This window comes from Desulfococcus sp. (assembly GCF_041737845.1).
Classification (GTDB): Bacteria; Desulfobacterota; Desulfobacteria; order Desulfobacterales; family Desulfococcaceae; genus Desulfococcus.
Window position 1 is genome coordinate 60,763 of the sequence record NZ_JBGSQX010000146.1, and the last position, 25,373, is coordinate 86,135.

The 25,373-nt window shown below is 59.5% G+C and carries 27 protein-coding genes; 17 read left to right on the top strand and 10 right to left on the bottom strand.

Features of this window, described 5'->3' with window-relative positions; translation table 11 throughout:
- Nucleotides 1-225: 225 nt before the first annotated feature.
- Entirely contained in the window at nt 226-735 is a 510-nt protein-coding gene (locus tag ACEW8N_RS17415) for a TRAP transporter small permease subunit (protein WP_373501126.1), read from the bottom strand.
- Between the two features lie 430 nt (nt 736-1,165).
- On the opposite strand from ACEW8N_RS17415, the gene ACEW8N_RS17420 reads away from it, so the two are divergent.
- The 11 genes from ACEW8N_RS17420 to ACEW8N_RS17470 all read left to right on the top strand — a co-directional run bounded on the left by ACEW8N_RS17420 (nt 1,166) and on the right by ACEW8N_RS17470 (nt 9,921).
- Nucleotides 1,166-1,876 (top strand): hypothetical protein, encoded by a 711-nt coding sequence (locus ACEW8N_RS17420; protein WP_373501127.1) that lies wholly within the window; start codon nt 1,166-1,168, stop codon nt 1,874-1,876.
- A gap of 21 nt (nt 1,877-1,897) precedes the next feature.
- Entirely contained in the window at nt 1,898-2,281 is a 384-nt protein-coding gene (locus ACEW8N_RS17425) for a 4Fe-4S dicluster domain-containing protein (protein WP_373501128.1), read from the top strand.
- Nucleotides 2,282-2,303: 22 nt separating this feature from the next.
- Nucleotides 2,304-2,720, top strand: a complete 417-nt coding sequence (locus ACEW8N_RS17430; protein ID WP_373501129.1) for a cytochrome c3 family protein — start codon at nt 2,304-2,306, stop codon at nt 2,718-2,720.
- A 30-nt stretch (nt 2,721-2,750) separates the two neighbouring features.
- Nucleotides 2,751-3,458, top strand: coding sequence for a methylenetetrahydrofolate reductase C-terminal domain-containing protein (locus ACEW8N_RS17435; protein WP_373501130.1), 708 nt, complete (start codon nt 2,751-2,753; stop codon nt 3,456-3,458).
- Between the two features lie 273 nt (nt 3,459-3,731).
- The gene (locus tag ACEW8N_RS17440; protein ID WP_373501131.1) at nt 3,732-5,228 is read left to right on the top strand and encodes an anthranilate synthase component I family protein; all 1,497 of its coding nucleotides are present in this window, start codon (nt 3,732-3,734) and stop codon (nt 5,226-5,228) included.
- A gap of 12 nt (nt 5,229-5,240) precedes the next feature.
- Nucleotides 5,241-5,855 carry an aminodeoxychorismate/anthranilate synthase component II gene (locus ACEW8N_RS17445; RefSeq protein WP_373501132.1) on the top strand — a complete coding sequence of 205 codons (615 nt, stop codon included), beginning with the start codon at nt 5,241-5,243 and terminating at the stop codon, nt 5,853-5,855.
- Between the two features lie 19 nt (nt 5,856-5,874).
- Entirely contained in the window at nt 5,875-6,891 is a 1,017-nt protein-coding gene (gene trpD / locus ACEW8N_RS17450) for an anthranilate phosphoribosyltransferase (protein ID WP_373501133.1), read from the top strand.
- Nucleotides 6,891-7,682, top strand: coding sequence for an indole-3-glycerol phosphate synthase TrpC (gene trpC, locus ACEW8N_RS17455; protein ID WP_373501134.1), 792 nt, complete (start codon nt 6,891-6,893; stop codon nt 7,680-7,682). Before trpD ends, trpC begins: the two co-directional genes overlap by 1 nt.
- A 5-nt stretch (nt 7,683-7,687) precedes the next feature.
- Nucleotides 7,688-8,359, top strand: a complete 672-nt coding sequence (locus ACEW8N_RS17460; protein WP_373501135.1) for a phosphoribosylanthranilate isomerase — start codon at nt 7,688-7,690, stop codon at nt 8,357-8,359.
- 47 nt (nt 8,360-8,406) lie between these two features.
- The gene (thyX, locus tag ACEW8N_RS17465; protein WP_373501136.1) at nt 8,407-9,060 is read left to right on the top strand and encodes an FAD-dependent thymidylate synthase; all 654 of its coding nucleotides are present in this window, start codon (nt 8,407-8,409) and stop codon (nt 9,058-9,060) included.
- A gap of 81 nt (nt 9,061-9,141) precedes the next feature.
- Nucleotides 9,142-9,921, top strand: coding sequence for a sirohydrochlorin cobaltochelatase (locus ACEW8N_RS17470; protein WP_373501137.1), 780 nt, complete (start codon nt 9,142-9,144; stop codon nt 9,919-9,921).
- Nucleotides 9,922-9,933: 12 nt separating this feature from the next.
- Here ACEW8N_RS17470 and yidD read toward each other — a convergent pair whose 3' ends face one another.
- Nucleotides 9,934-10,377 (bottom strand): membrane protein insertion efficiency factor YidD, encoded by a 444-nt coding sequence (gene yidD, locus ACEW8N_RS17475; protein WP_373501138.1) that lies wholly within the window; start codon nt 10,375-10,377, stop codon nt 9,934-9,936.
- Nucleotides 10,359-10,580 carry a hypothetical protein gene (locus ACEW8N_RS17480; RefSeq protein WP_373501139.1) on the bottom strand — a complete coding sequence of 74 codons (222 nt, stop codon included), beginning with the start codon at nt 10,578-10,580 and terminating at the stop codon, nt 10,359-10,361. Before ACEW8N_RS17480 ends, yidD begins: the two co-directional genes overlap by 19 nt.
- A gap of 333 nt (nt 10,581-10,913) precedes the next feature.
- Here ACEW8N_RS17480 and ACEW8N_RS17485 point away from each other — a divergent pair, with 333 nt between their 5' ends.
- Complete coding sequence (locus ACEW8N_RS17485; RefSeq protein WP_373501140.1) at nt 10,914-11,576, top strand: OmpA family protein; 663 nt, start codon at nt 10,914-10,916, stop codon at nt 11,574-11,576.
- Nucleotides 11,577-11,649: 73 nt separating this feature from the next.
- Here the strand turns inward: ACEW8N_RS17485 and ACEW8N_RS17490 are convergent, their stop codons facing one another.
- On the bottom strand, nt 11,650-12,387 hold the full coding sequence (locus tag ACEW8N_RS17490) for an alpha/beta hydrolase (RefSeq protein WP_373501141.1): 738 nt from the start codon (nt 12,385-12,387) through the stop codon (nt 11,650-11,652).
- A gap of 102 nt (nt 12,388-12,489) precedes the next feature.
- On the opposite strand from ACEW8N_RS17490, the gene rlmD reads away from it, so the two are divergent.
- Entirely contained in the window at nt 12,490-13,878 is a 1,389-nt protein-coding gene (rlmD, locus tag ACEW8N_RS17495; RefSeq protein ID WP_373501142.1) for a 23S rRNA (uracil(1939)-C(5))-methyltransferase RlmD, read from the top strand.
- 17 nt (nt 13,879-13,895) lie between these two features.
- Here the strand turns inward: rlmD and fdhD are convergent, their stop codons facing one another.
- From fdhD to ACEW8N_RS17525, 6 genes are all read right to left on the bottom strand, one after another.
- Complete coding sequence (gene fdhD / locus ACEW8N_RS17500) at nt 13,896-14,705, bottom strand: formate dehydrogenase accessory sulfurtransferase FdhD (protein WP_373501143.1); 810 nt, start codon at nt 14,703-14,705, stop codon at nt 13,896-13,898.
- 205 nt (nt 14,706-14,910) lie between these two features.
- Nucleotides 14,911-15,516: a hypothetical protein gene (locus tag ACEW8N_RS17505; protein WP_373501144.1), complete on the bottom strand. Its 606-nt coding sequence runs from the start codon at nt 15,514-15,516 to the stop codon at nt 14,911-14,913.
- Nucleotides 15,517-15,638: 122 nt separating this feature from the next.
- A complete protein-coding gene (locus ACEW8N_RS17510) occupies nt 15,639-17,597 on the bottom strand; it encodes a cation:proton antiporter (RefSeq protein ID WP_373501145.1) in 1,959 nt (652 codons plus the stop codon).
- A gap of 27 nt (nt 17,598-17,624) precedes the next feature.
- Nucleotides 17,625-18,191, bottom strand: a complete 567-nt coding sequence (locus ACEW8N_RS17515; protein WP_373501146.1) for a chalcone isomerase family protein — start codon at nt 18,189-18,191, stop codon at nt 17,625-17,627.
- A 112-nt stretch (nt 18,192-18,303) separates the two neighbouring features.
- Nucleotides 18,304-18,771 (bottom strand): ferritin family protein, encoded by a 468-nt coding sequence (locus ACEW8N_RS17520; RefSeq protein ID WP_373501147.1) that lies wholly within the window; start codon nt 18,769-18,771, stop codon nt 18,304-18,306.
- Nucleotides 18,772-18,802: 31 nt separating this feature from the next.
- Nucleotides 18,803-19,717 carry a dihydroorotate dehydrogenase gene (locus ACEW8N_RS17525; RefSeq protein WP_373501148.1) on the bottom strand — a complete coding sequence of 305 codons (915 nt, stop codon included), beginning with the start codon at nt 19,715-19,717 and terminating at the stop codon, nt 18,803-18,805.
- 355 nt (nt 19,718-20,072) lie between these two features.
- Between ACEW8N_RS17525 and ACEW8N_RS17530 the strand changes: the two genes are divergently transcribed.
- The 4 genes from ACEW8N_RS17530 to ACEW8N_RS17545 all read left to right on the top strand — a co-directional run bounded on the left by ACEW8N_RS17530 (nt 20,073) and on the right by ACEW8N_RS17545 (nt 25,342).
- A complete protein-coding gene (locus ACEW8N_RS17530; protein WP_373501149.1) occupies nt 20,073-20,486 on the top strand; it encodes a DUF134 domain-containing protein in 414 nt (137 codons plus the stop codon).
- A gap of 317 nt (nt 20,487-20,803) precedes the next feature.
- Nucleotides 20,804-21,643: a P-loop NTPase gene (locus ACEW8N_RS17535; RefSeq protein WP_373501150.1), complete on the top strand. Its 840-nt coding sequence runs from the start codon at nt 20,804-20,806 to the stop codon at nt 21,641-21,643.
- A 69-nt stretch (nt 21,644-21,712) separates the two neighbouring features.
- The gene (locus tag ACEW8N_RS17540; RefSeq protein ID WP_373501151.1) at nt 21,713-22,477 is read left to right on the top strand and encodes an alpha/beta hydrolase; all 765 of its coding nucleotides are present in this window, start codon (nt 21,713-21,715) and stop codon (nt 22,475-22,477) included.
- A 78-nt stretch (nt 22,478-22,555) separates the two neighbouring features.
- Nucleotides 22,556-25,342, top strand: coding sequence for a 2-oxoglutarate dehydrogenase E1 component (locus ACEW8N_RS17545; protein WP_373501152.1), 2,787 nt, complete (start codon nt 22,556-22,558; stop codon nt 25,340-25,342).
- The last annotated feature ends 31 nt before the right edge of the window (nt 25,343-25,373 follow it).

Below are 25,373 nucleotides of genomic sequence, written 5' to 3' on the forward strand. Positions count from 1 at the left end.
GGACGGTCCAGGCCCCCAAAAAGTTGCCGACAGGCCATCCTTCATGGCATAATATGATTCAAATATCAATATGATTCAATTATCGAGGCCGACGGATCCCGGTCCGCGCAACGGCATGCAAAGCGACGGCGGGGTCAGCGGGCTGCGGGGGAACCGCGTCAGGTCGGAGGATCGTCTTCGGTCGCACCGGAAGAACCGGGCGTGCGTTCTGCCGGTCTGCTGCCGTCAAACCCTTTGTGCAACGCGGAAGGTCTTGAAAAAAATTGCGATCAATTGAAAATCAAACAGCAGGAAACCAATCGGGATGACCGCCTGGAGAATGAACAGGCATGCGCCGGTCGTGAAATCCGCGCCGATGCTCATGCGATAGGTTCTGTGAAGCATGATTACGGACTGGTAGAAAGCCGAGGAGCACACCGCGATGGCGGCCGCGGTGATCGCCATGCAGAAGAGCCTGCCGGATTTTGAGTTCAGCGGTGAAAAAAGGGAGGTCCGCCGGATCCGGCTGCCGTCTTTGAGAATTTGGGCCGCCCCCATCATGATCACCGCCGTAAGAAAATAGATGAGGGGTTTTTCGCTGATGAAGGTTGAGAACTGAAAAACGGTTCGAATGAATATTTCCACTGAAATCAAGGTGACGATCATCACCAGGAACAACATGGACACGCAGTGGCCTGCCGAGGTGCAGGCGTATAGCCACCGTGAATCCTTTGTATTTCTTTTGCTTACAGCCATTTTTTAACTCCTGTGGGAAATCAGACCGGATGCTCTGGCAACGGCCGCCGGGGTCGCATGGCCATGAATGCGCCATGAATGCATCGATCGGATCGACGGAGAGTATAGTGTCGGTTTTTAAAAAATCAAGGTTTTTTTATGTCCACCCGGGCGGAGGAATGGAGGGGCATCTGATGTTCAGGAAAAAATCCGGCGGCCTCGGACGCGACTCGCAAAACGTGGCTGTGCGGCTTCGGGATGGTCGGATGAAAGATGACGGATGAGGGAAGGGGCGCTGTCACGGCGGGGGATTTGTCCGGACGCACAATCATTCAAAACATATTGCGGATGAAAGCATTATATGATAACCGTCACAACTTACGCGCGGGTCAGGAGATCCGGCTGGGCTGGGGATATTCTTTAACGATGTTGGTTTTCTCTGGAGGGAATTATGTATGATTTTCTGATAGGACCCATGTTGGCTGTTACGCTCGTCATCTTCATCGGAGGGGTCGCGTACCGTGTTCGTCAGTTCTTCTCCCTGACCCGGGAAGTGCGGATCGACCCGTCGACCCTGCCGAAGGTGATTTCCGATGCCGTTGAAACGCGGGAGAAGGACGAATTCCTTCGCATCAATTCGGCAACGGATATGCTGATGAAATGGCGCATCCGCCTCAATCGGACGATGCTGGGGAAAGCCCCCCTGTTTTCAGCCGCGACAATCGTCTTCCACACCCTTCTGATCGTTCTGCCCTTCGTCATCATGGGCCACAATATCCTCCTGGACGACTATTTCGGTTTCAATTTTCCGAGTCTGTCCGAATCCACCGCCGACAACCTGACCCTGCTTTTCATCCTGCTGGGCGGGTTTTTCTTCCTGCGACGGATCCTGGTCGCCAAGGTGAGGTCCGTGACCACCTATCGGGACTGGATTGCCTGGCTGGCGACGGTCTCCCCCTTCATCACCGGTTATCTGGCCTATCATCAGACCTTCGATTACGATACCCTCCTGCTGATTCATATCATCTGCGGAGAACTGATGCTCATCGCGATCCCTTTTACCAAATTGGTTCATATGCCATTCTTCCTTTTTGCCCGGTTTCTGATCAGAAACGAGCTGACGTTGGGAAGCGGAACCAGAAAATGGGTGGAAACCACATAAAATACAGGATGGAGGAAAATTATGGATCCAGTGAAACCGGTAAATCAGGACGGCATCCGGGAAATGTTGAAGCAGAAGAAGAATATGGAGATCTTGCTGTCGGTCTGCGCCAGTTGCGGCATGTGCGCGGAGAGCTGTTTCCTTTATGTCAACAATGACAAGGATCCGAGCTACATGCCTTCCTACAAGGCCATTCATTCCCTGGGGAAGCTGTACCGGAAGAAGGGCAAGGTCAGCCCCGCGGAATTGGAAGAAATGAAGGATCTGATCTGGAACAAATGCGTTCTCTGCATGCGCTGCTATTGTCCGGTCGGCATCAGCATCCCCAGCATGATCTCCTGGGCAAGAAGCATCTGCCGGTCCCAGGGAGTCTACAGAGAATATGATCAACCCAAGGTAGCCTAATCAGGTTTGAAGGAAGGGTATTATGGACAGAATGTTGCTCAGCGCTCTTGCACTTTGGTTGATAGCGATATCCCTGCTGGGGATCGGGAAAGTCATCGGGACGTCCGAAGCGTCTCCGGACGACAGCCGGGCGGCTGCGTTCTTCCCCCATGACCGGCACATGGAGGTCGTCGATGACTGCAAGAGCTGTCATCACAGGTATGCGGACGGCGTCAACGTGCTGGAGGAGGACGAACTGGACGGCGGCGACGCCATGCGCTGCCGGGCGTGCCACAACGACGCCGCATCCATCGACGGGAGGGAGGCCTTTCACCGTCAATGTATCCAGTGCCACAGATCGCTCGAAAAGAACGGCAACCCCAGCGGACCGAGAACCTGCGGCACATGTCACCCCAAGACTGTTTCAGGGGACCTGGCGGCTTTGATCATCCAACGATAAAAAAAACACATCATATATTGGAGGCGAATCATGGTTAAAGGAAAGAGAAAACCTTTTGATGAAATCAAGGGAATGATCATAGGCCACAAAAAGGTACTGAATGTCGGATGCGCCGGCTGCGTGTCGGTCTGCTATGCCGGCGGGATGAAAGAGGTCGGCATTCTCAACGATCAGCTCAATGCCTCGTTCAAACAGGCCGGGGTCGAGATCCAGATCGACGGATACACGGTCGAGCGCCAGTGCAATCAAGACCTCCTGGCCGAATTGGACAAGATCGCACCCCAATACGACGCGATGATGTCCATGGCCTGCGGCGCCGGCTGCCAATATCTGGCGGAGCGCTTTCCCAAAATGCCGGTATATCCCGCCATCAACACCCTGTTCATCGGCGTGGACAAGGAGATCGGCATCTTCGAAGAACGCTGCCGGGCCTGCGGAAGCTGCGTTCTGGGATATACGGGCGGCATCTGCCCCGTCACCCGCTGCGCCAAAAGCCTCTTCAACGGACCCTGCGGCGGCACCAACATCACGAGCTGCGAGGTCAGCAAGGACATTCCCTGCGCCTGGTACGACATCTATATGCGCCTAAAGGAGATCGGCCAGCTCGAAAACATCATGAAGATCCGGGAGCCGATGGAATGGCAGAACACCACCCGGGGCACCTTTGTTCAAATCGGCTGTGAAGACCGCTTCGCGGAAAAAGAGAAGAAGACCGGTTTTTTCAGCCGTATCCACTGATGCGCCCGGGGTGTGATGAAATTTCTTGACACCTTCCGAGGAAGTGTATTACCGTACTGACCACTATGAAAACAATAATGATGATCGACAGCAGAAACTGGTGGTGGTGGCACATCATGAACGGTGTGCCCGGGATACCCCTGTGAACTGACGAATCAGAAGAAACCATCCCGACCGTGGGCACGCTGAACGCCTGCGGTCTTTTTATCTTTAGGGCCGTGGGAAAACGCCACGGCCCTTTTTTTGTCTTGTGCGCCAGAAAGGACGGATCCCATGCTGATCAACCGATTCCCCGACAAGGCCGCGTTTCTTGAACTTGCGGGTCGCCACAATGTCATCCCCGTTTGCGCCGAGATCCTTGCCGATACGGAAACCCCCGTTTCCCTTCTGAAAAAGATATACCCCGGAAAAGGCCCCGCCTTTCTGTTCGAAAGCGTTGAGGGCGGGGAGCGGTGGGGTCGGTACAGTTTTCTCAGCGCCTCTGCCCGGGCCCAGATTCGGGTCTACGCCGACAGGGTTACGGTAGAGACGGACGGCGGTACTGAAGCGATTGTCCATGGGGGCGACCCGCTGGCGGTTCTGCGGGCGTTCATGAAAAAATATCGGCCCGCATATATCCCGGAGCTTCCCCGGTTCTGGGGCGGCATGGTCGGGTACCTGGGATACGAGATGGTCTCGTTTTTCGAAAAGATACCCAACCTCCTTGCCGACCGTCAACCTCTCGCCCACTTCATCATCCCGGAGAGGCTCATCATCTTCGACAATATCCGCCACACCCTCCTCGGGGTCGTGGTTGCGTTCACTGAAGACGCCGAGATGCCGGAAGACGTTTACCTCGCGGCGGCCGGGCGCCTGGCACTGCTGCTGTCCGAAACCGCGGCGTGCCTTACGGAAGCGCCGGCGGGCCGCGGCGGCGATTTCAACCTGACCCCCCGCCTGGACCACGACGCCTTCCGCGACATGGTGGGGAAGACCAAGGCCTATATCCGCGAGGGCGACATTATTCAGGCCGTCATCAGCCAGTCGTTTACATGCGACGCCTCCCCGGACCTGTGGACCCTCTATCGGGCCCAGCGGTTCATCAACCCCTCCCCCTACCTTTATTTCCTCCATCTGGATGACACGGCCCTGGTCGGATCCTCTCCGGAGACCATGGTCCGTCTGGAGAACGGCGTGGCCTCCTTAAGGCCCATTGCCGGAACGCGCCCCAGGGGCGAAACCGAGCAGGAGGACCGATTCCTGGCGGACGACCTTCTCCGGGATGAAAAGGAGCGGGCCGAGCACCTCATGCTCGTGGATCTGGGGCGGAACGATCTGGGCCGCGTGGCGGAGGTCGGCTCGGTCCAGGTGACCGACCTGATGGTGGTGGAGCGCTATTCCCATGTCATGCATCTCGTTTCCAATATCTGCTGCGATCTCAAACCGGAATTCGACGCATGGGACCTCCTGCGCGCGACCTTTCCGGCCGGCACCCTCTCGGGCGCCCCCAAGGTCCGCGCCATGGAGATCATTTCCGAACTGGAAAAAGAGGCCAGAGGCCCTTACGGCGGCGCCGTCGGTTACGTCTCCTTCAGCGGAAACATGGACATGGCCATCACGATCCGGACGGCCTGCGTCCAGAACGGCCGGCTGACGGTGAGGGCCGGCGCGGGGATCGTGGCGGATTCCGATCCTGAAAAAGAGCGGATGGAAACCGTGAACAAGGCCAAGGCGATTCAGCGGGCGCTGGAACTGGTGCACGGCGCGGGCCTGCAGGCCGTTAACGATTAGGAGGGACGATTCATGCTCATTATGATCGACAATTACGATTCGTTTACCTACAACCTGGTTCAGTATCTGGAAGGGCTGGGGACGACGGTCAGGGTGTTCCGGAACGATCAGGTGACGCTGGATGAAATCCGGCGGCTTGCTCCCGACGGCATCGTCATCTCCCCGGGGCCGGGCCGCCCCAGCGCCGCGGGCGTATCCATGGCCGTCATCCGCGCCCTGTCGGGGATCGTCCCGATCCTCGGGGTATGCCTGGGGCATCAGGCCATCGCCGAAGCGATGGGCGGCGATGTCGTATCGGCCAAACGGCTGATGCACGGGAAAACCTCGACCGTCACGGCCGACGGCAAAATGCTCTACCAGGGGATCACCCAGCCGTTTCAGGCCATGCGCTATCACTCCCTGGCCGTGCGCCGGGAGACGCTTCCCGATTGCCTGATCGTCACCTCCGAATCCGAAGACGGGGAAATCATGGGGATCCGGCATCGCGAGCATCCCACCGAAGGCATCCAGTTTCATCCGGAATCGATCATGACGCCCGTCGGCAAACGGCTGCTCAGGAATTTCCTTCAATTTGCGGTCAGCAGCATGACAGACACAGCGAAGAGAGAACCCAAAAACAAGAAATGACTTCCATCAGGAGGAGACCATGTTTCGAGAACGCCTCAAGAAAATCATCCATAGAGAGAACCTGAGCGAGTCGGAGATGTCCTCCATGATCACCGAGATCCTCTCGGGAAACGCAACCAATGCCCAGATCGGGGCCTTCATGGCGGCCCTGGCCACCAAGGGGGAAACCTTCGAGGAGGTGGCCGGCGCGGCCGGCGCCATGCGGCGGAAAGCCCACCGGATTCAGACCGCGGGAGGCATGGTGGTGGATACGGTCGGCACCGGCGGCGACGGCATGAACACCTTCAACATCTCGACGACCGCGGCCTTTGTGGTGGCGGGATGCGGCGTGACCGTCGCCAAGCACGGGAACCGCGCCGTGTCCAGCAAGTGCGGGAGTGCCGATGTCCTGGAGTCGCTCGGGGTCAAGCTGGACACCGATCCCGAGATCGTCGAGGAGGCGGTGCGGGAGATCGGCATCGGCTTTCTGTTCGCGCCGCTCTATCACAGCGCCATGCGACACGCCGCCCCCGCGCGCAAGGAGGTGGGCATCCGGAGCATCTTCAACATGCTGGGGCCGCTCACCAACCCGGCCGGGGCCAACTGCCAGCTCATCGGTGTTTATGCCCCCGAGCTGACGGAGATGTTCGCCCATGTCCTGAAACTGCTCGGGGCGAAACAGGCGATGGTGGTCCACGGCCATGACGGGCTCGACGAGATTTCCGTGTGCGCGCCCACCCGCGTTTCGGAGCTCCGGGACGGCCTCATCCGGACCTATGACATCACCCCAGAGCAGGTCTTTGGACGTGCCTACGCCCCGGAAGAGCTGATAGGGGGAGGTCCGGAGGAGAACGCCGCGATCCTCCGGAGGGTCCTCGCGGGGGAGCGGGGGGCGAAACGGGACGTGGTGGTGCTCAACGCCGGCGCAGCCCTCACCATCGCCCGGAAGGCCGCGGATCTCCGGGAAGGCGCCGCCAGGGCCGAGGCCGCCATCGACAGCGGGCGGGCCGCCCAGAAGCTGGATGCCCTTGTCCGCTACACGCAGGAGAACGGCTGATGGCTCCCGACATCCTCGAGGCCATCGTCCGGCAAAAGAAGACGGAGGTCGCCATGGCCCGGGAAAGCGTATCCGAAGCCCTGCTTCGCCGGCGGGCCGAAGCGCCCCGGGACCGGCGCCCTTTTGCCGCGGCCCTCGCCTCGCCGGGGCCTTCCGGCGTCAACATCATCGCGGAAATCAAGCGGGCCTCCCCTTCAAAGGGCTCCATCCGTCCCGATCTGGACCCGGCCGTTTATGCGCGCCTTTACGAGGAAGGCGGCGCAGACGCCCTCTCCGTCCTGACCGACACCGCCTTTTTTCAGGGGAGCGCAGACGATCTGAGCGCCGCACGGTCGGCCGTCCGGTTGCCGGTGTTGAGAAAGGATTTCATCATCAGTCCATACCAGATCCTCGAATCGGCGGCCATGGGCGCCGATGCCATCCTGCTCATCGTCCGCATCCTCGCCCCCTCCCAGCTTCGTGACTACCTCGTCCTGGCCGGGGACGTCGGGCTGGATGTCCTGGTGGAGGTCCATTCGGAGGCCGAGCTGGACGCCGCGGTCCAGGCGGAGGCAGCACTCATCGGCATCAACAACCGGAACCTTCGGACCTTCGACACCGATGTCGGAAGGGCATCGCGGATGGCGGGCCTGTTTCAGCCGCCAAGGGTGGCCGTCGCCGAAAGCGGCATCCAGAGCCGCAGCGACATCGAGGCGCTCGCCGCCGCGGGCATTTTCAATTTCCTGATCGGCGAGAGCATCGTCCGGTCGGAGGATCCGTCGCGGTTCATCCGGTCCCTGAAAGGATATTGATCCCCGTGGCCCACCCGCCCTTCCCCACCCCGCAGGTCAAGGTCTGCGGCCTGACGGACGTGGACCAGGCCGTCGCCGTGGCGCGATTGGGCGTCCATGCCATCGGCTGCGTATTCTTTCCCAAAAGCCCCCGGCACCTGACCCGGGCAAAGGCCCGGGCCATCTGCGCGGCCCTCCCCGCCTCCGTCAGGCGGGTGGGCGTATTTGTCGATGAGGCCTTTGAGAGCATCATGGGCACTGTGCATGCCTGTGGCCTCGATGCGGTTCAGCTCCACGGCCACGAGCCGCCGGAGCTGGTCCTGCGGCTCCGGGGGGAAGGCCTGATCGTGATCAAGGCCCTGTTTCTCCGAAGAGCCCCCGGTCTTGCCGATGCCGATGCCTACCGGCCGTCCGCGTTTCTCGTGGAATGCGGCGCCGGAAAACTGCCCGGCGGAAACGCGGAGGCGTGGGCGTGGGCCGAGGCCAGGTCTCTGGGCGATCGTCGCCCGCTGGTTCTGGCGGGGGGGCTCGGGCCGGAAAACGTGCTTCAAGCCGTCGAGCAGGCCCAGCCGGATGCCGTCGACCTGAGCTCCGGGGTGGAGGCATCCCCGGGCACCAAGGACCTCAAGAAGGTCGCAGCGCTGATGGCGGCGGTGAGGCGATGCCGGATGGAGAGGGCGCCGCGGACGATTTTTTAGGGGTATCCCCGTCCACCACAACAGATTCCAGGTAAAGGAGCCATGCGATGAAAATCAAATCCCCCAGCCACGAAATCCTCTACATGCCGGACGGCGAGGCCATTTTGAAGAATATCGAACTGGCCGGCCGGACCTGCTACAAAAGTGAAGACAAAATCACGCCCGACTCCGCGGCCGCGTTCATCCGGCGCATTACCCGATCCGGCCACCATTCCGTGATCGAGCACATGAACATCACCGTGAGATTCATCTGCGATCGTGGCGTCAGCCATGAGCTGGTGCGTCATCGACTGGCCGCCTACAGCCAGGAATCGACCCGGTATGCCAACTATGCCCATGACAAATTCGGCAATGAGATTACCGTGATCCGGCCGTTTTTCTGGGCCGAGGATTCCCCGGCGTATCAAGACTGGCTGTCGGCCATGGCCCACGCCGAACAGATCTACCTCAAACTCATCCGGGAGGGAGCGAGCCCTCAGGAGGCGCGAAGCGTTCTGCCCAACAGCCTCAAGACCGAAGTGGTCATGACGGCCAATTTAAGGGAATGGAAACATGTGCTCAATCTGAGGTGCTCCAGGGCCGCCCACCCCCAGATTCGAGAAATTATGTTGCCTCTTCTTGCGGATTTGCATAAAAGGGTGCCGGTCGTATTCGAACAGGAATACGAAAAATATGGCAACAACGAAACACCGGCAGGTTGATCCGCCCCCGGGCTGCGACGGAGAATCCCCGCAGGCCCGGCGCAGGCGGCCATCAGCGATCCCTGGAAAGCGAGCTGCTAAATGAAGATTCCCATTGTACTTGCCGCCTTCGGCACCACGACCCGGGCCATGAAAACCTACTCCTTCATCAACGATATCTGTCGAGAACGGTTTGCCGAGCACCCGGTCTTCTGGGCCTTTTCATCCCGGCAGGTCAAGGAATTTTCCAACAAAAACTACAACACGAACATGCAGCATCCCCACCAGGTGCTGTCAAAGCTCAAGGAGATGGGGCACCCCTGGGCCGTGGTGCAGTCCCTCCATTTCACCTGCGGTCACGAGTTCTATCGGTTGATCGAGGAGGTCACCGGGTGCGACATTCGGACCTCCATGGGGCTCCCCCTGTTGAGCCAGCCCGAGGATTACGAAGCCGTCGTGGCTGCACTGATGACCCATTTTCCCGGTAAACCGGATGAAGCCATCGTGATGATCGGCCACGGCACAGACCATCCCAGCTGGAGCAGCTATGTCGCGCTGGACTATATTTTCCGGAAAAAAAAGGCTTCGGGCATCTATGTCGGGCTGGTGGAACACGGGTATCCCACCATGGCATCCGTAATCCAGGAGGTGAAGAAGGACGGCTATGGGCATGTCCGGCTCATTCCCATGATGCTGGTCGCAGGCCTTCATTTCGAGGAGGATATGTCGGGGGAGAACCATTCCTGGAAACTGGCGTTTGAGGCTGCCGGCATATCCGTTTCGCTGGAAAATCAGGGGCTGGGTTTCAACCGGGGGATAGTGGACCTCTATTGCCGGCACATCCGGGATGCCCTCGACGTGATACCCGACAACCGGAGCTGACCCCTCCCGGCATCATTTTGGACGGGGTTCGTCCCGACGGGAGAGGGTCGCGGCATCGTGCCACCAGAAATCGTTTCGATCCACCGGATCATAGTAGCGCCACTCCCCGTGGATTTTCACCCTGGGGGAGTGGCGCGTTTCATCTCGGCCGCATCGCATCAGGCGATCGGTGGCCATCATCCAGCCCACCAGTTCTCCGTGCCTTTCCATCGCCTCGCGCGCATACTCGGAGCAGGACGGAACCATGGGGCATTCCCCATGGCGGACGGCGGAGAGGTGATTCAACGGACCCCGGTAAAAGGCTACCAGCCCGTTCAAGGGCGAGAAAGTCGATCCCTGGCCCCCATTGCCGGCCGTCACGGTGCTGCATGCCACGGCCAGCGAAGCCACAGCGGCCAGCAGCAGGTGACGAGCGCATCGTCGATGGAGGACGGGCTTCAATCCTTTTGGGGCCATTCCACCGCCTTCCGCTCTTCCATGAAATAGCAGAACCGGCTCCAGGCGAACTCCTTGAGGCTGAAGGGGCACCTCAGGGTCACTTTGTGATCGGTCACGCCGATCACCTCCCAGTCTCCTCTTCGCGGGCCTCCCTGGATGTGAATCTTCTGACCGACACGAAACGGATACGGCGTAAACAGTGTGACATCGTGTTGTTCCAATGTATTTTCTCCCTTCAGAGCTTGTGGGCGCTGTCTTTGGCGCGTCAAGCCCTCCTCTGCGACTTGACAACCTTCCATAATCGGCCGCATTATATACCGTAAAGCCGATCTTCGCAAGTTTGGCATTGCGGCCCCGGAAGTGAGCCGCAATATCCGCTCCCCCCGGTGACGCTGAAGACCCGGCATCGCGCCGACCGTCGGCGTTGACACGTCTTGTAGGATGATCTATTAGTGATCATATACGTATCGCTTGCCTCTCAGGCAACCCGGGCCGTTGGGGAGAAAGGGCATGAGCGCTGGTTCTCAAGACTTGAAAGAGGAGGTCATGACGCAATGAAAAAGATTCTCGTTGTTCTACTTGCCACAGCTATGGCGGCCGCGGGATGCGCCGCCCCTCAGACCAAAACCGGCAAGGGGGCGCTCTACGGTACGGCGGGCGGTGCTGCCGCCGGTGCGCTGGCCGGTCAACTCATCGGCGGAAATACCCAGGGCACACTCATCGGCGCGGCGGTGGGGGCTGCCATCGGCGGCCTTGCGGGGGCCGGCGTCGGAAATTATATGGACAAGCAGGAAGTGGAGTTCCGGCAGGCGCTCGGCGAGTCTGAGGCGGCCCAGGTCACTCGTGAGGGGGACCTCCTTGCGATCACCCTGAAGGGGGATGTGACCTTCGACACCAATTCAACCGTCGTGAGGCCAGGGCTTTACAACGAGATCGACCGGATCGCCCAGGTCATGGTCCAGTATCCCGAGACGCAGATCATCGTTCAGGGGCATACGGACAGCGCGGGCAGCGCCGAATACAACCAGAGGCTATCCGAGCGGCGCGCGGAGGCGGTGAAAAACCTGATCCTGCAGCGGGGGGTCTCCCCCGCCCGGATGACCTCCATTGGGTACGGAGAGACCCAGCCCGTTGCCACGAACGACACCCCCGAGGGGCGGCAGATGAACCGCAGGGTGGAGATCCGGATCAAGCCGAACGAACCGGCCGCCGGTTAACCGTTTCAGCCGTTTATCCGGGCAGGAGAACGCGTCTTCTCCTGCCCTCCTCCGTTTAACGGGCTGTTGCAGCCTACCTGATCCTCTCCTTGAACCATGAGGCCGCTTCACGGGCAAATTTTTCCTGGTTCTCCGGCAGGCTCATGGGATGGTCTCCGTTCTTCAGCATGATCAAATGTTTGGGCATTTTGGCCCTGGTGTATATCCGGTGGGCCTCCGAGGGAGGCACGATCGTGTCGGAATCGCCGTGGATGATGAGGATGCCGGTGATGCCCTCGATCTTTCCGGAAATATCGAAATGGAGCATTTCCGGATCGACCTCGGGATGATCCATGGCGTCTTCCCGCTTCTTGAGCATCTGCACAATCCTGGCGCCGGTCAAGGGGGCCGCGTAGGTCACCACCGCACCCGCCCCGGTTTCAAGCGCAACGGACAGCACGACGGCGCCCCCCAGGCTGCTGCCGAAAAGCCCCAGGGTATTTCCGGTCTCGTCCATCTCCCGCAGAACGGCAATGGCGCTCAACAGGTCTTTCCGACGGTTTTCAAGGTTGGTGACATCCTTGAAGACCCCTTCGCTCCCGCCGCATCCCCTGTGGTCGAAACGGAAAAAGGCGATTCCCTGGGTTGCGCACTTATCCGCCAGAACCCGCTGCTTCGGGGAGTTGCGGTCGCTGAAGAGCCCGTGGGAGCCGATGACGACCGGTGGCGAGGAGGCGTGCATGGGCAGGTGGAGGGTCCCTTTGAGTTGAACGTCGCCGCTGGAAAAGGCGATATCCTTGATGATGGCATTGGCTTTTTCCACCTCCGGCATCAGAAAAACCCTCCTTGTATTTACGTTATGGGTGCGATATGAGCTGCTTCCTTATACTGCATTTGCCGAAGACGGGCAAGATTCAAATACCGGAGTAAAGAGATGATCATCAAAAAAGGGCAGGAACTCGATCTGGACGTTACGGACATCGCATTTGGGGGAAAGGGGATTGCCAAAGTCGATGGACTGGCCGTCTTTGTGGACCAGACGGTCCCCCTGGATCGGGTCAGGGTCCGCATCGTCCGAAAAAAGAAGAACTATGCGGAAGGCCGCGTGATCGAATGGATCACCCCCTCCCCCCATCGCCTGGCCGCCCCCTGCCGCTACAGCGGGTTCTGCGGCGGATGCAAGTGGCAGTTCCTGGACTATCCCATGCAGCTCGCCTACAAACGGCGGCATGTGGTGGATTCCCTGGAGCACATCGGCCTCATCAAGGGGGTCCCGGTCCATCCCGCCATTCCTTCCGACGCCATCTATGAATATCGCAACAAGATGGAGTTCTCCTGTTCCGACAGGCGCTGGCTTCTTCCCTCGGAGATGGCGGACGGCAGCCATGATACGGAATTCGCCATCGGTCTGCACGTGCCGGGGACCTTTCACAAGGTGTTGGATATCGAGGCGTGCCTGATCCAGCCCCGCCTGGGCAGCGCCATCCTGAACACGGTCCGCGCCTTCATGAAGGGTTCGGCGATGCCGGTTTACGGGCTGAAATCCCACGAGGGGTTCTGGCGTTTTCTCATGCTCCGGCACTCCGCCGCCCACGATCGCTGGATGGCCAACATCATCACCGCAAGCGACCGCCGGGACGCGGTTTATCCCCTCGCAGAACGCCTCATGGCGGAATTTCCGGCGATCGTCTCCGTGGTCAACAACGTCACGGCCCGGAAGGCGGGCATCGCGGTGGGCGAATTCGAGGTGCCGCTATTGGGAAACACCGCCATCCGGGATTGCATCGGTCCCTATGAATTCGAGATTTCTGCCAACTCCTTTTTCCAGACCAACACCCGCGGGGCGGAAAAGCTCTATGATGTCGTCAAGGCGTATGCGGCATTGACCGGCTGCGAGACCGTCCTCGATCTCTACTGCGGCACCGGGACCATCGGCATCTATCTGTCGGATGCCGCAAGGTCGGTCACGGGCATCGAGATTGTCGAGAGCGCGGTGATGGACGCCCGGAAAAACTGCCGGATCAACGGCATCGGGAACTGCCGCTTTCTGTCCGGGGACATCCGCGGGGTGCTGTCGGGGATTGCGGAAAAACCGGAGGTGATGATCATCGACCCTCCCCGGGTGGGCATGCACCAGGACGTTGTCCGTCAGGTCGTCGAGATGGCCCCCCCGAAAATCGTCTATGTCTCCTGCAACCCCGCGACCCTGGCCCGGGACCTGGCCTTGATGGTCGGCCATTACCATGTTGCGGAGATCCAGCCGGTGGACATGTTCCCCCATACCTTCCATATCGAATCCGTTGCAAGGCTGATTCGAAAATAGCGGGGCCCGTCCGCCCTTCACCTCACGAGCCGCTCTTCACCGCACAGGATCAGGAGATCGCCGTTCTTGGCGATGCAGGCCAGGGTCAGGTTCATTCTTCGGCTGAGGTCAACGGCCAGGGCCGTGGGCCGTGACATGCTGACGATGATGGGGATCCCCGCCCGTGCGGCCTTCTGAACCAGTTCATAGCTGATCCTGGAGGAAAGCGCGGCAATGGAGACCGAAGAGAGGGTGTTTTCCAGAAGGGCCCGGCCGATGGCCTTATCCAGCGCGTTGTGTCGGCCCACATCCTCGCCCAGCGCCGTCATTTCCAGGTCGCTGCTGAACAATATCGCGCCGTGGGCGCTGCTGGTCTTGCGATAGAGGCTCTGGTGGTCCAGGAGACGGTCATCGTTGATCCGATCCAGGAGTTCTTTGAGGTCAATCCTGGTGTTGTCCTTGCTGGGGGCCATCTTCTGGGTGAGGTCCCGGAGCATCTCCTTTCCGCAGATGCCGCAGCTCGTCTGGCTGATGTAGCCGCGCCGTTCCAGGAGGTCGGCGACCATTTGACGGCGCCGGGGCGTGAGGGCGACGGCGATCACGTTGGGGTCCATCTGTTCGCAGTACCCGAGGGTGGCGAAATCGTCGACTCCGTCCACCAGACCCTCGGCGAGGCTGAATCCCGCGGCAAGAAATCTTTCGTCCCCCGGGGTCCGCATGACCACGGCGTAAGGGGCATTCTCCACGCGGATCGACAGCGGCTCCTCGCCGATGAGCATCAGCTCTTCCGTCAGAAGCGTATTTCCAGGTTGATAGCGTATGATTCTGTGCAGTGATGCGCTTTCCAAGGCCGGTTTCTCCCGTCTGTCGATTTTGATTCGTTCGCAAAAAGTCGATTTTCAGACGGTTTCGCAAAAAGCCCGAGATCAAGGCTTGAGAATCCCGAGGAATGAGGCATACATCCCGTACGCCGCAGTGACGAGGGATACGCGTAACGCAGATATCGGGCTTTTTGCGGAACCGTCAATTTTCGGAATCGCTCTGTTCCGTTGTTTACTCGACGGCCACATCGGTAAACCACACCCTGAATCCAGCGGGGCCTTCCCGAAGCAGCGAGAGCGAAACGCCGTCGAAATCCGTGTAATCTTCCCAGGTCGTCATCCGCGCCGGCGGCTCCCTGCCTTCCTTCAGATAGCCCCACTCCCGGATCATCAGGTTGTCATCCACATAGAGCCGGTAGGCATCGTTGGGGGTGAACCCTTTCCCGTCCACATAGCGGACGACGACCTCCGTGAGCTCCCGGCCCGCCAGGGGGGGTGTTCGGCGACGGTTCACGGTGACCGCTGTTTTACCGCGGTCTTCCCAGGCCTTGAGGGGGAAGAGGAGCCAGTAGATGTCATTGACGAACATGGCCGACTGAGAGTGGGCCTCCCCGTTCAGGAAGACTTCGCCGGATCGGATATGCCATTCCCAGGATCGCTTCACCGTCTTGTCCGGCAGGCGGACGTTGAAGGTGAACCGGAGCCTCTCCTTCTGATAGAGGTCAAAAAGATGATTCGCCCGGCAGATATCGTGCAGGACATCCTCGCTTTTCACGGGGTGCCCCGCGCACCCGCAGACCAGAAAGGCCGCCAGAATCAGGAGCCGAACCTGTCGCATGGTTTTCCTTTTTTCTTGTATGTGCTCATGTGAACCGGGCGCCTGCGGAACCGGTTTCCGCGGCAGGTCAATTCAGCTGCGTCAATTACAAACTTAGGTCGCCCGGCTGCTGAAATCAAGGTCTATATCCCGGCCAGCTCACGGAAGGCGGCGAGCTGCTCCTTTCGTCCGATGATTCCGACAATATCGCCGTCCGCAAAGGAAAAATCGGGTGTGGGATTCGCATGGAGCACGCCGTTTCGCAGGATCCCCGCCACGGTTGCGCCGGTGACGGTGCGAATCATGGAATCCTGGATGCTTCTGCCGTGGATCCGACTTTCCACCCCCAGGTTGATCCAGGTCAGATCGAAGAGGCGCGAGGCGTGCTGGAGCTGGATAATGGTTTTGTATTCCGTTTGGGAATCGTAAAGGGGTTTGTAGAGGTCTTCCCGCACCTCGTCCGTAAATGCCTGGATGCGCTCGGCGGGAATGTCGAGATGGAGAAGGGCCTGCCGGGTGAATTCGAGGCCCGCCTCAAATTCCGGCTGGACGATATGATAGACCCCCTGGTCGTGAAGGGATTGGATCTGCTCGGGGGTCTCGGCGCTGGCCACGATATGGATGCCTGAGGTGATTTTTTGGCTCTGAGCCACAATGCATTCGCAGACGGCGGCCACCGGTGTGGTGATCAGGAGCAGTTCGGCCTTGTGCACCTCCGCCGCCTCCAGGATGACCGGCTGGGCAGCGTCTCCGTAAATGAGCGGAAAGCCCTGGGCCTTGATCGGCGCAAGGCGCCGATGGTCGAATTCGATGATGACGAAGCTTTTGCCGATGCGATGGAGGACATCCGCAACGTATTTCCCGACCCTGCCCCCGCCGGCGATCACGATGTGATGGTTGAATCCGTTCTCGGGCAGGTTGACGGTCTCCAACTGAAAGCCTTTCATATAGCGGTTTTTGAGCGAATACAGCGGCGTGGTAAGCCCGGAGATGAAGGGGGTCAGGAACATGGTGATGATGGTGACGGTCAGGACCAGGGAATAGAATTCCATGGAAAAGCTATGATTGCTGATTCCGACCCTTGCCAGAACAAAGGAAAACTCGCCGATCTGCGACAGGCCAAGCCCCATGGCCAGGGGAATGACGTTCCCGTAGCCGAAAAGCCGGCTTATCATCGCAAATATCAGGCCCTTCCCGGTCATCACGATAACCACGAGGAAGAGGACGGTCTTGAAATGGGCGACCAGAAACTGCGGATTGAAGAGCATGCCCACGGAGGTGAAAAAGAGGATGCTGAAGATGTCCCTCAGGGGGATGATGTCGCTCAGGGCCTGGTATCCATAATCGGACTCGCTCAGGAGCATGCCGGAGACAAAGGCGCCGAAGGCGAACGAGAGGCCGAAAAGGTAGGTGCCGTAGCCGACACCCAGCCCCATGGCCGTGGCGGCAAGGAGAAACAGCTCCCGGGAGTTTAATTTGGCCACCTGCTTCATGATGCCGGGAATGATGCGGGTGCCGACGACGATCATCAGGATGAGAAAAACAAGGGCCTTGAGCGCGGCCATTCCCAGAAGGGGCAGCCCGGCTTCGGGATTGCTGAGCTGGGGCAGGATGATCATGAGGGGCACGATGGCCAGGTCCTGGACGATCAGGATGCCGATCATGACGCGGCTCGACAGGGTGCCTTTGTGGCCCTGGTTTTCGAGGGTCTTCAGCAGCACCATGGTGCTGGACAGGGAGATCAGCGCCCCGAACCAGATCGAAACGGTCCACTCCCAGCCCATCGCCCTGCCGATGCCGATGCCGAAGGCCGCCGTCAGGAGCATCTGCAGCGGCGTTCCGAAAAGGGCGATATTCCGGACCGGCTTCAGGTGGCCGAACGAGAACTCCAGGCCCAGACCGAAAAGCAGCAGGGCGATCCCGATCTCCGCCAGCATTTCGATGTCGTGGATGTCACTGATGGTGACGCCGCCGGTGTGAGGCCCCAGCGCAATGCCCGCGAGGATGTAGCCCAGGATGAGCGGCTGTTTGAACCTCTGGGCGATGATGCCCCCGATCAGGGCGGCCACGACGATGAGGACGATATCCGCGGCGATTCCCATGTGGTCAATGACCTTTTCAGGCTCCGGTCAGTTGCCGAGCATCCCCTCTTTGAGGCCTTTATCCGCGGGTTTTTCGCCCAGCCAGATGGCGAAGAGGGATTTCTTGAACGCATTCCCCTGAATGGCCCCGCGAAGCTGATTTTTGTTGTAGACGCGAACCCCCTGCCCGGGGGTGTAGATGATGTCGTAAATGTCGCCCGACCTGGCATCCTCCGAAAAGCAGGCATTGAATTTTTCGATCTGCGGCGCTATAGGGGCGATGTTGCCGCCGGTGCTCTGCTGGAAACCCTCATTCCAGGTTTCGATCAGCTTCCGGCTGGATACCCCGTCATGGATGAAATGCATGCGGATGGCCATGGGCTCCTCCGCTTCGATGATCTTCCGGGAGTCCGCGCTTCTTTCCTGAAGATACAGCGCCCCGGCGTAGACCTTGACGAAAAACTTCTCCCTCAGACCGGCCCCGTTCAGGACCAGGGGCACGTTGCCCGCCGTAAGGGAATCCGGGAGGGTGACACCGCCGATGTCCACGGCAAAGGACAGGGTGGGAAACACCACCAGCGCAATCCATCCGATGATGGCAAGCCGTTTCAACATGAAGCTACTCCTTTCAGGACCTTTCAAACCCGTTTTCGCAACAAAAATCCCCCTGCCTTTCAAGGTATGGGGGATCGTGGCACCACATGACGGCATCCGGATCAACAGGAGACTAATCTCCCATTTCGGCCATGTGATCGTCATACATGGTTTCCAGGCCGAGTTTGTGTTTGGCCTCTTCCTGACAGAGAATCTTGAAAACCTTCTTGGCGTTCTCCGATTCCGCCTCCGCCAGCAGCTTGTTGTAAAGCTTCAGGGCATTCTCTTCCCGTTTGATGGCGATCGCCAGAATGTCACGATAGCCCATCCCGGGATTGTAGACCATGTCGTCCATGTAGTCGCTGCGCTTGATATCCTTGATCCATTTGAATTTGTAGTCCTCGACGCCTTCGGCGTATCCTTTTGACTTCAGTTCTTCAAGGATGTTGCGATGCTTTTTTTCCTCGGCCGAGAACTCGATAAGCATCTGCTTGGATCCGGACATGGATTCCTCCTTGCTGGCCGTCAGATAAAAATCCACGGCTTCCTGCTCTCTTTGGATGGCAAAGTCAATGATGTCGTTTATGCTTTCAAATTTCATTTCGTCTCCTTTCCAGACTGGATTGTATACACTAAGTTTCAAGGCTTCCGATCAGCTCTGTCAAGCGGGAAATTCCATGATCCGCCATATAGCGTTCGATGCCCTCGACAATCTGCAATGTCGCCGTCGGATCGATGAAATTGGCGGTGCCGACCTGCACCGCGGATGCGCCGGCGATGATGAACTCCAGGGCATCCTCCGCGGTAAAAATGCCCCCGATGCCGACCACCGGTACGCTGCTCATCCGCGCAACCTGCCAGACCATCCTGAGGGCGATGGGTTTGATGGCCGGCCCGGACAGGCCGCCCGTGATGTTGGCGATCCTGGAGCGGCGCCTGTGGACATCGATGGCCATGCCGGTGATCGTGTTGATCAGGGAGAGGGCATCCGCGCCGCCGTCGATGGCGCTCCGGGCGATCTTCGTGATGTCCGTCACATTGGGCGAGAGCTTCACCATCAGGGGCCGCGAGGTCCTGGACCGGACCGCCCGGACCACGTCTCGGGCCATCTGTTCATCGACGCCGAAGGCGATGCCGCCGGTCTTGACGTTGGGGCACGAGATATTGAGTTCGATGCCCGCGATCCCGTCAACCGCTTCGACTCTCTCCGCCAGTGCAGCGTATTCCTCGATGGTTTTTCCGTAAATGTTGACCCACGTCGGCGTCTCCAGTGTTTTCAGGAAAGGCAGCTTTCTCTCGACAAAGGCCTCGAATCCGACATTTTCAAGGCCGATGGCATTGAGCATCCCGCACGGGGTTTCGGCGATCCGGGGGGGCGGGTTGCCTTTGGAGGGAAAAAGGGAGAGCCCCTTGACGATGATCGCCCCCAGCCGGTTGAGGTCGACGAGGAGTGAATACTCCCGCCCATATCCGAAGGTGCCCGAAGCGGTCATGACAGGGTTTTTGAGGGCGACCCCCCCAATGTGGGTCGTCAGATCAGGCTTCAAACCGGGATTCCCTTCCGATGCTGTCGGCAAAGCATGGCTCTTTTGCGCATTCTCCAAAAAAATTCGTGAGGAACATAAGCTCCGGTACATCGTCTCAAATCAATTTAACGACTCCCAAGATAAATCGCAAGACTATTTTTCGAAGGGCCGCGGCAGGGGCATCGGGAGGGTCGCTGACGGAGCTGCCCGGAGCCTGGCCCGGCATCCGGGGAAAATAGATTTTTTTCTTGAAAACCGCTTTACAATTCAAAAATCGGACTATATTTTGAGATATTATTATAGTACATATTCCAGAAGGTGTTTGGATATCATGCATTGACGCAGGCGTTTTATCTCTTTAAAAAGGAGACGATATATGGTGAGACCGAAAAAAAATCGGCTGGTGGCGTTCAATCCGGAAATCAGTTATTTCAAGCCGAGGGGCATCCCCATGGTGGACCTCGAGGAGGTCTCCCTGACGGTGGATGAGCGGGAGTCGATTCGACTGTCCGACCTTTTGGGCCTGTCCTACGAAGAAGCCGGACAACGCATGGGGGTTTCCCGGGCGACCTTCGGGAGAATCATCCAGCGGGCCAGAAAGGTGATTGCCGACGCGCTGATCAACGGAAAGGCCATCAACGTGGACGGCGGCAATTACACGATTATGGAAGACAACCGAATTTTCATCTGCGATGAGTGCAAATACAAGTGGGATGAACCTTTAGGCACCGGAAAACCCGAAAATTGCCCGGCCTGCAAGAGCCAGTATTTCCACCGCGTTTCCGAATAAGCAAAGGCATGATCCCGCGGGTCGGGGTCAAGGTTGAAAACGGGGGCGCAAGAGATTATATTCCCGCTTGCGATGGCGCTGAAACAGACTGGTCTGCCTCCGGGGGGAAGCCATTTCCCCGGTGCGGCCTGAAATGGTGTGTTGCGTTGTCCGGGCAGTGCGGAGCCCTCCCGGACGGTGACAAGAGGCGGAAAGAGCCATTGACGGGGACCCCTTGCAGTGGATTTCCGTCTCTTTTTCGTTTGGCGCCGGGCAGTTCCCGTAGCCCCGTGCAGAGGCTTTGAGAAGCCTAATTTTTCAATTCAGGGAGATGTAAAATGGAAATGATCACCGGCGGCGGATGTAAATCGTCCGAGCAAAAGCAGAAACAGTCTGAACAGGATGAGGCCCTCCAGGATTCTCTTGACAAAATCAAGAATATATACTTGGTCATGAGCGGCAAAGGCGGCGTGGGAAAGACGAGCGTGTCGGTCAATATCGCCATGGCGCTTGCCAAAAAAGGCTACAAGGTGGGCATCATGGATGTGGACATCCACGGGCCGGACGTGCCCAGAATGCTGGGTATCCAGAAAGAGATGCTGGGCATCAACGCCAACCGGAAGCTCACGCCGCTGGCCTACTCCGATAACCTGTCGGCGGTCTCCATCGAATCGCTCAGCGCCAGCAAAGACGACGCCATCATCTGGCGGGGACCCATGAAGCACTCGGTCATACGCCAGTTCATATCGGACGTGGAGTGGGGCGAGCTGGATTATCTGATCATCGACTCGCCTCCGGGGACCGGCGATGAACCCCTGAGCGTGGCCCAGACGATTTCGGGCGCGAAAGCGGTCATCGTCACCACGCCCCAGGAGGTTTCCCTGGCGGATGTTCGAAAGTCCATCAATTTCTGCAGGACCATCAAGATGGAGATCTTCGGCCTCATCGAAAACATGAGCGGGTTTGCATGCCCTCATTGCGGTGAAGCCATCGATGTGTTCGGCACCGGCGGCGGCGAGAAGACCGCCCGGGACTTCGGCATCCGGTTCCTGGGCAGGATACCCTTCGAACCCAAAATCGTGGCCTGCGGCGATTCCGGCACCTGTTACCAGGAGACCTACAAGGAGTCGCCCGTCACCCGGGCGTTCGCCAGCGTTGCGGAGCAGATGGCGGGGTGAGGCGGCAGGCATCCGCGAGCCGCCTGCGGTGCCTCGCGGACAGCCGGGAACGCACCCGGCAGGAGCAGCATGGAAGAAATCGTTTATTTCAAAAACCTTGAAGGTGAAACCCTGGCCGGAACCCTTCACCTTCCGGCGCAGCCCGCCCCGGAGGGTGTCATTTTCGGCCATTGCTTTACCTGCTCCAGGCATACCTCCATCCTGAGGGATACGGCCACGAAACTGGCGGAGCGGGGGATTGCTTCCCTTCGGTTCGATTTTTCCGGAAACGGGCAGAGCGGCGGCGATTTTATCAACACCGCCTATACCCGCCATATCCGGGAGATGACGCAGGCACAGCGCTTCCTTTCAGACAGGGGGATATCCCGGTTCGGTCTCGCCGGCCACAGCATGGGGGCCGCCGTTTCGATCCTGGCCGGCTCCCGGATGGAAACCGTCGACGGCATCTGCGCGTTTTCCGGGCGCTTGGGCGGTCTGGACCCCGAAGGCGGCTTTACGTCCGAACAGATCTCCGAACTGAGGGAAACCGGTCGGGTGGCCTTTCAGAGCAGGGGCCGCCGCCTGGAACTTCCCGGCGCTTTCTTCGAGGACGCCGCCCGATACGACATCCTCCAGACCATCGCGTCGCTCGCCCCTCCCCTTCTGATCGTCCACGGCGACCGGGACGAAATCATCCCGGTGTGGAACGCCCGCGCGGCGAAAGCCAGGAACGACCGGGCGACGCTCGAGATCATCGCGGGGGCGGACCATATGTATGGCGATGCAGCACTGCGCGACAAGGTCGCAGCCCTTGCGGCGGACTGGTTCCGGAAGTGCTTCGACGGTCCGCGCTGACCGACCGCGTCTGATTCTGTTGACACAACCCCATACAATTCATAACCGTTCCCATCCCAACGGGCAGAGGTGACCAAGATGGATATCCCCGAAACGATGAACCTGGACTATATCGACGCGCAGTACCAGCGATGGAAAGCCGAGCCCCAAGCCCTCAGCCGGGACTGGCAGATCTTCTTCCGCGGATTCGAGATCGCGGGCGTCGAGGACCTGAAACCCGTCCCCGCGGAAGCGCCGGCCGCGCCGGCGGCCGCAACCGAGGCGGGCCTTCCTCTCGACGCCTGCACCCTCGACAAGGCTCTCCTGCAGTCCCGGGTCGAAGCCCTCAAATACCGCTATCGCGACATGGGGCATCTCCTGGCCTGCCTCGATCCGCTGGCGGCCTGCCCCACGGACCATCCCCTTCTCGCGCTCTCATCCCTGGGCCTTACCCCCGAGGATCTGAACACCGAATTTTACACCCGGCGGTTCTCGAAAACCCTGAGCGCGCCCCTGAAGGATATCCTCCGGGAACTCCGCGAAACCTATTGCCGGTCCGTAGGGGTGGAATACATGCATCTCCAGGATCCGGACGAGCGCCGGTGGCTTCAGGACCGCATGGAGCCGACCCGAAACCGGCCCGATCTTTCACCGGACGAGCGGCGCCGCATCCTCAGCAAACTCTATCAGGCCGCTGTTTTTGAGACTTTTCTTCATAAAAAATACATGGGTCAGACCCGGTTTTCCTTGGAAGGGGCCGAATCCCTCATCCCCCTCCTGGATGCCCTGTTCCTTCACGGGTCCGACGCCGGCATGACCGAGATCATCCTGGGCATGGCGCACCGGGGCCGGCTCAACGTCCTCTCGAACGTGCTCCTCAAGAGCTACGAGGAGATCTTCCGGGAGTTTATCAACACCTACAATCCCGAAAGCCTTGTGGGTGCCGGAGACGTCAAATACCACAACGGGTTTCTCGCGGACCTGACCCTGGCGAATCAACGGCGGGTCCGGGCCTTCCTCGTGAACAATCCCAGCCATCTGGAATCGGTCGATCCGGTGGTCGAGGGCATCGCCTTCGCCCGCCAGGACCTTCTCGAAAACGGCCCGCGCAGCCGGGTGCTGCCGCTTCTGATCCACGGGGACTCCGCCTTCGCCGGCCAGGGCATCGTCACCGAAACCCTCAACCTGTCCCAACTGGAAGGGTATAAGACTGAAGGGACCGTCCATATCATCGTCAACAACCAGATCGGCTACACCACCCTTCCGGAGAACGCCCGCTCGACCCGGTATTCCACCGATGTCGCCAAGATGCTGATGGTGCCCATCTTTCACGTCCACGGGGAGAACCCCGAAGCCGTCGTCCATGTGGCCAGGCTGGCCCTGGACTACCGCACGGCCTTCGGCAAGGACGTCATCATCGACATGGTCTGTTACCGGAGGTTCGGCCACAACGAGGGGGACGAGCCCTATTTCACCCAGCCCGCCATGTATGAACGCATCCGGGAGCGTCCCCCGATCCACAGGATATATACCGATCGGTTGATCGAAAACGGCGACATCGATGCGGACGGCGCGGCGGGTATCGAGGACGGCATCACCCAGTGCCTGGAAGAGGCATTCCACGCCGCCCGGGAGAACCCCACGGTTTTTCCCGTTCCCCGGTTTTATGAAAACTGGGGGGAATATCACGGCAATTACGCCTTTGAGCCGGTGGAGACCGTCGTTTCCGCCGAAACCCTGGCGGCCCTGGCAAAAGACCTGACCACCTTTCCATCCGGGTTCACCCCCCATCCCAAGCTCCTGCGGCTCCTGGAAAAGCGGCGGGAAAGCGTTGAAGCCGGTCAGGGCATCGACTGGGCCAACGCTGAATCCCTGGCCTTCGCCTCCCTGCTGTCGGAAGGCCATTTCATCCGCCTGAGCGGCCAGGACAGCGGTCGTGGCACCTTCAGCCAGCGACACAGCGTCATCATGGACGTCAAGACCGGCCTCCCCCATATCCCCTTGAAAGGCGTCTGCCGGGGCAGGGCCGACTTCAGCGTGCTCAACAGTTCCCTGTCCGAAGCCGGGGTCCTGGGGTTCGATTACGGCTATTCCGTCATCCGGCCCGAGGGGCTGACCCTGTGGGAGGCCCAGTTCGGCGATTTCGCCAACAACGCACAGGGCATCATCGATCTTTACATCGTGAGCGGCGAGACCAAGTGGCAGCGGCTTTCAGGGCTGGTCATGCTCCTGCCCCACGGATGGGAGGGGTTGGGGCCGGAGCACTCCAGCGCCCGGCTGGAGCGCTTTCTTCTTCTCTGCGCCCACGACAATATCCAGGTCTGCAACCCGACGACCCCGGCCCAGTATTTCCATCTCCTGCGACGGCAGGTGAAAAGCCCCTGGCGCAAACCCCTGATCCTGATGACCCCCAAAAGCCTGCTGCGCCATCCCCGAGCCGTTTCCGCCATCGGCGATTTCACCCGGGGGACCTTCCGCGAAGTGATCGACGACCCGGCGGCCATTGAAAAGTCCCGCCGGGTGATTCTCTGCAGCGGAAAGATCTATTACCAGCTTCTGGAACGCCGCGATAGCCTCAAGGCCTATGACATCGCCATTGTGCGCGTCGAGCAGTTATACCCCTTCCCCCGGGAAGCGCTGGAGGGGATCGCCCTGAAATACCAGAAAGCCGAGCAGTGGATCTGGGTTCAAGAGGGCCCCAAAAACATGGAGGCTTGGCAGTTCATGAGGCCGAGGCTGGAGGAGATCATCGGCAAGGCCCCCTCCTACGTCGGCAGGAACCCCTCGGCCAGCCCGGCCACCGGCTTCGCCAATATCTACAAACAGGAGCAGGGCCTGCTTCCGGACCAGGCCGTGGGCCAGCTCTCCGGCATTCAAACGGGCTGACCTGAACAGTCTTTCAAAACGAAGGAGCAAC

Bases quoted from the DNA above. Each gene is read 5' to 3' on its own strand.
- ACEW8N_RS17415 (WP_373501126.1), bottom strand. From the start codon at position 735: ATGGCTGTAAGCAAAAGAAATACAAAGGATTCACGGTGGCTATACGCC.
- ACEW8N_RS17420 (WP_373501127.1), top strand. From the start codon at position 1,166: ATGTATGATTTTCTGATAGGACCCATGTTGGCTGTTACGCTCGTCATC.
- ACEW8N_RS17425 (WP_373501128.1), top strand. From the start codon at position 1,898: ATGGATCCAGTGAAACCGGTAAATCAGGACGGCATCCGGGAAATGTTG.
- ACEW8N_RS17430 (WP_373501129.1), top strand. From the start codon at position 2,304: ATGGACAGAATGTTGCTCAGCGCTCTTGCACTTTGGTTGATAGCGATA.
- ACEW8N_RS17435 (WP_373501130.1), top strand. From the start codon at position 2,751: ATGGTTAAAGGAAAGAGAAAACCTTTTGATGAAATCAAGGGAATGATC.
- ACEW8N_RS17440 (WP_373501131.1), top strand. From the start codon at position 3,732: ATGCTGATCAACCGATTCCCCGACAAGGCCGCGTTTCTTGAACTTGCG.
- ACEW8N_RS17445 (WP_373501132.1), top strand. From the start codon at position 5,241: ATGCTCATTATGATCGACAATTACGATTCGTTTACCTACAACCTGGTT.
- trpD (WP_373501133.1), top strand. From the start codon at position 5,875: ATGTTTCGAGAACGCCTCAAGAAAATCATCCATAGAGAGAACCTGAGC.
- trpC (WP_373501134.1), top strand. From the start codon at position 6,891: ATGGCTCCCGACATCCTCGAGGCCATCGTCCGGCAAAAGAAGACGGAG.
- thyX (WP_373501136.1), top strand. From the start codon at position 8,407: ATGAAAATCAAATCCCCCAGCCACGAAATCCTCTACATGCCGGACGGC.
- ACEW8N_RS17470 (WP_373501137.1), top strand. From the start codon at position 9,142: ATGAAGATTCCCATTGTACTTGCCGCCTTCGGCACCACGACCCGGGCC.
- yidD (WP_373501138.1), bottom strand. From the start codon at position 10,377: ATGGCCCCAAAAGGATTGAAGCCCGTCCTCCATCGACGATGCGCTCGT.
- ACEW8N_RS17485 (WP_373501140.1), top strand. From the start codon at position 10,914: ATGAAAAAGATTCTCGTTGTTCTACTTGCCACAGCTATGGCGGCCGCG.
- ACEW8N_RS17490 (WP_373501141.1), bottom strand. From the start codon at position 12,387: ATGCCGGAGGTGGAAAAAGCCAATGCCATCATCAAGGATATCGCCTTT.
- rlmD (WP_373501142.1), top strand. From the start codon at position 12,490: ATGATCATCAAAAAAGGGCAGGAACTCGATCTGGACGTTACGGACATC.
- ACEW8N_RS17505 (WP_373501144.1), bottom strand. From the start codon at position 15,516: ATGCGACAGGTTCGGCTCCTGATTCTGGCGGCCTTTCTGGTCTGCGGG.
- ACEW8N_RS17510 (WP_373501145.1), bottom strand. From the start codon at position 17,597: ATGGGAATCGCCGCGGATATCGTCCTCATCGTCGTGGCCGCCCTGATC.
- ACEW8N_RS17515 (WP_373501146.1), bottom strand. From the start codon at position 18,191: ATGTTGAAACGGCTTGCCATCATCGGATGGATTGCGCTGGTGGTGTTT.
- ACEW8N_RS17520 (WP_373501147.1), bottom strand. From the start codon at position 18,771: ATGAAATTTGAAAGCATAAACGACATCATTGACTTTGCCATCCAAAGA.
- ACEW8N_RS17530 (WP_373501149.1), top strand. From the start codon at position 20,073: ATGGTGAGACCGAAAAAAAATCGGCTGGTGGCGTTCAATCCGGAAATC.
- ACEW8N_RS17535 (WP_373501150.1), top strand. From the start codon at position 20,804: ATGGAAATGATCACCGGCGGCGGATGTAAATCGTCCGAGCAAAAGCAG.
- ACEW8N_RS17540 (WP_373501151.1), top strand. From the start codon at position 21,713: ATGGAAGAAATCGTTTATTTCAAAAACCTTGAAGGTGAAACCCTGGCC.
- ACEW8N_RS17545 (WP_373501152.1), top strand. From the start codon at position 22,556: ATGGATATCCCCGAAACGATGAACCTGGACTATATCGACGCGCAGTAC.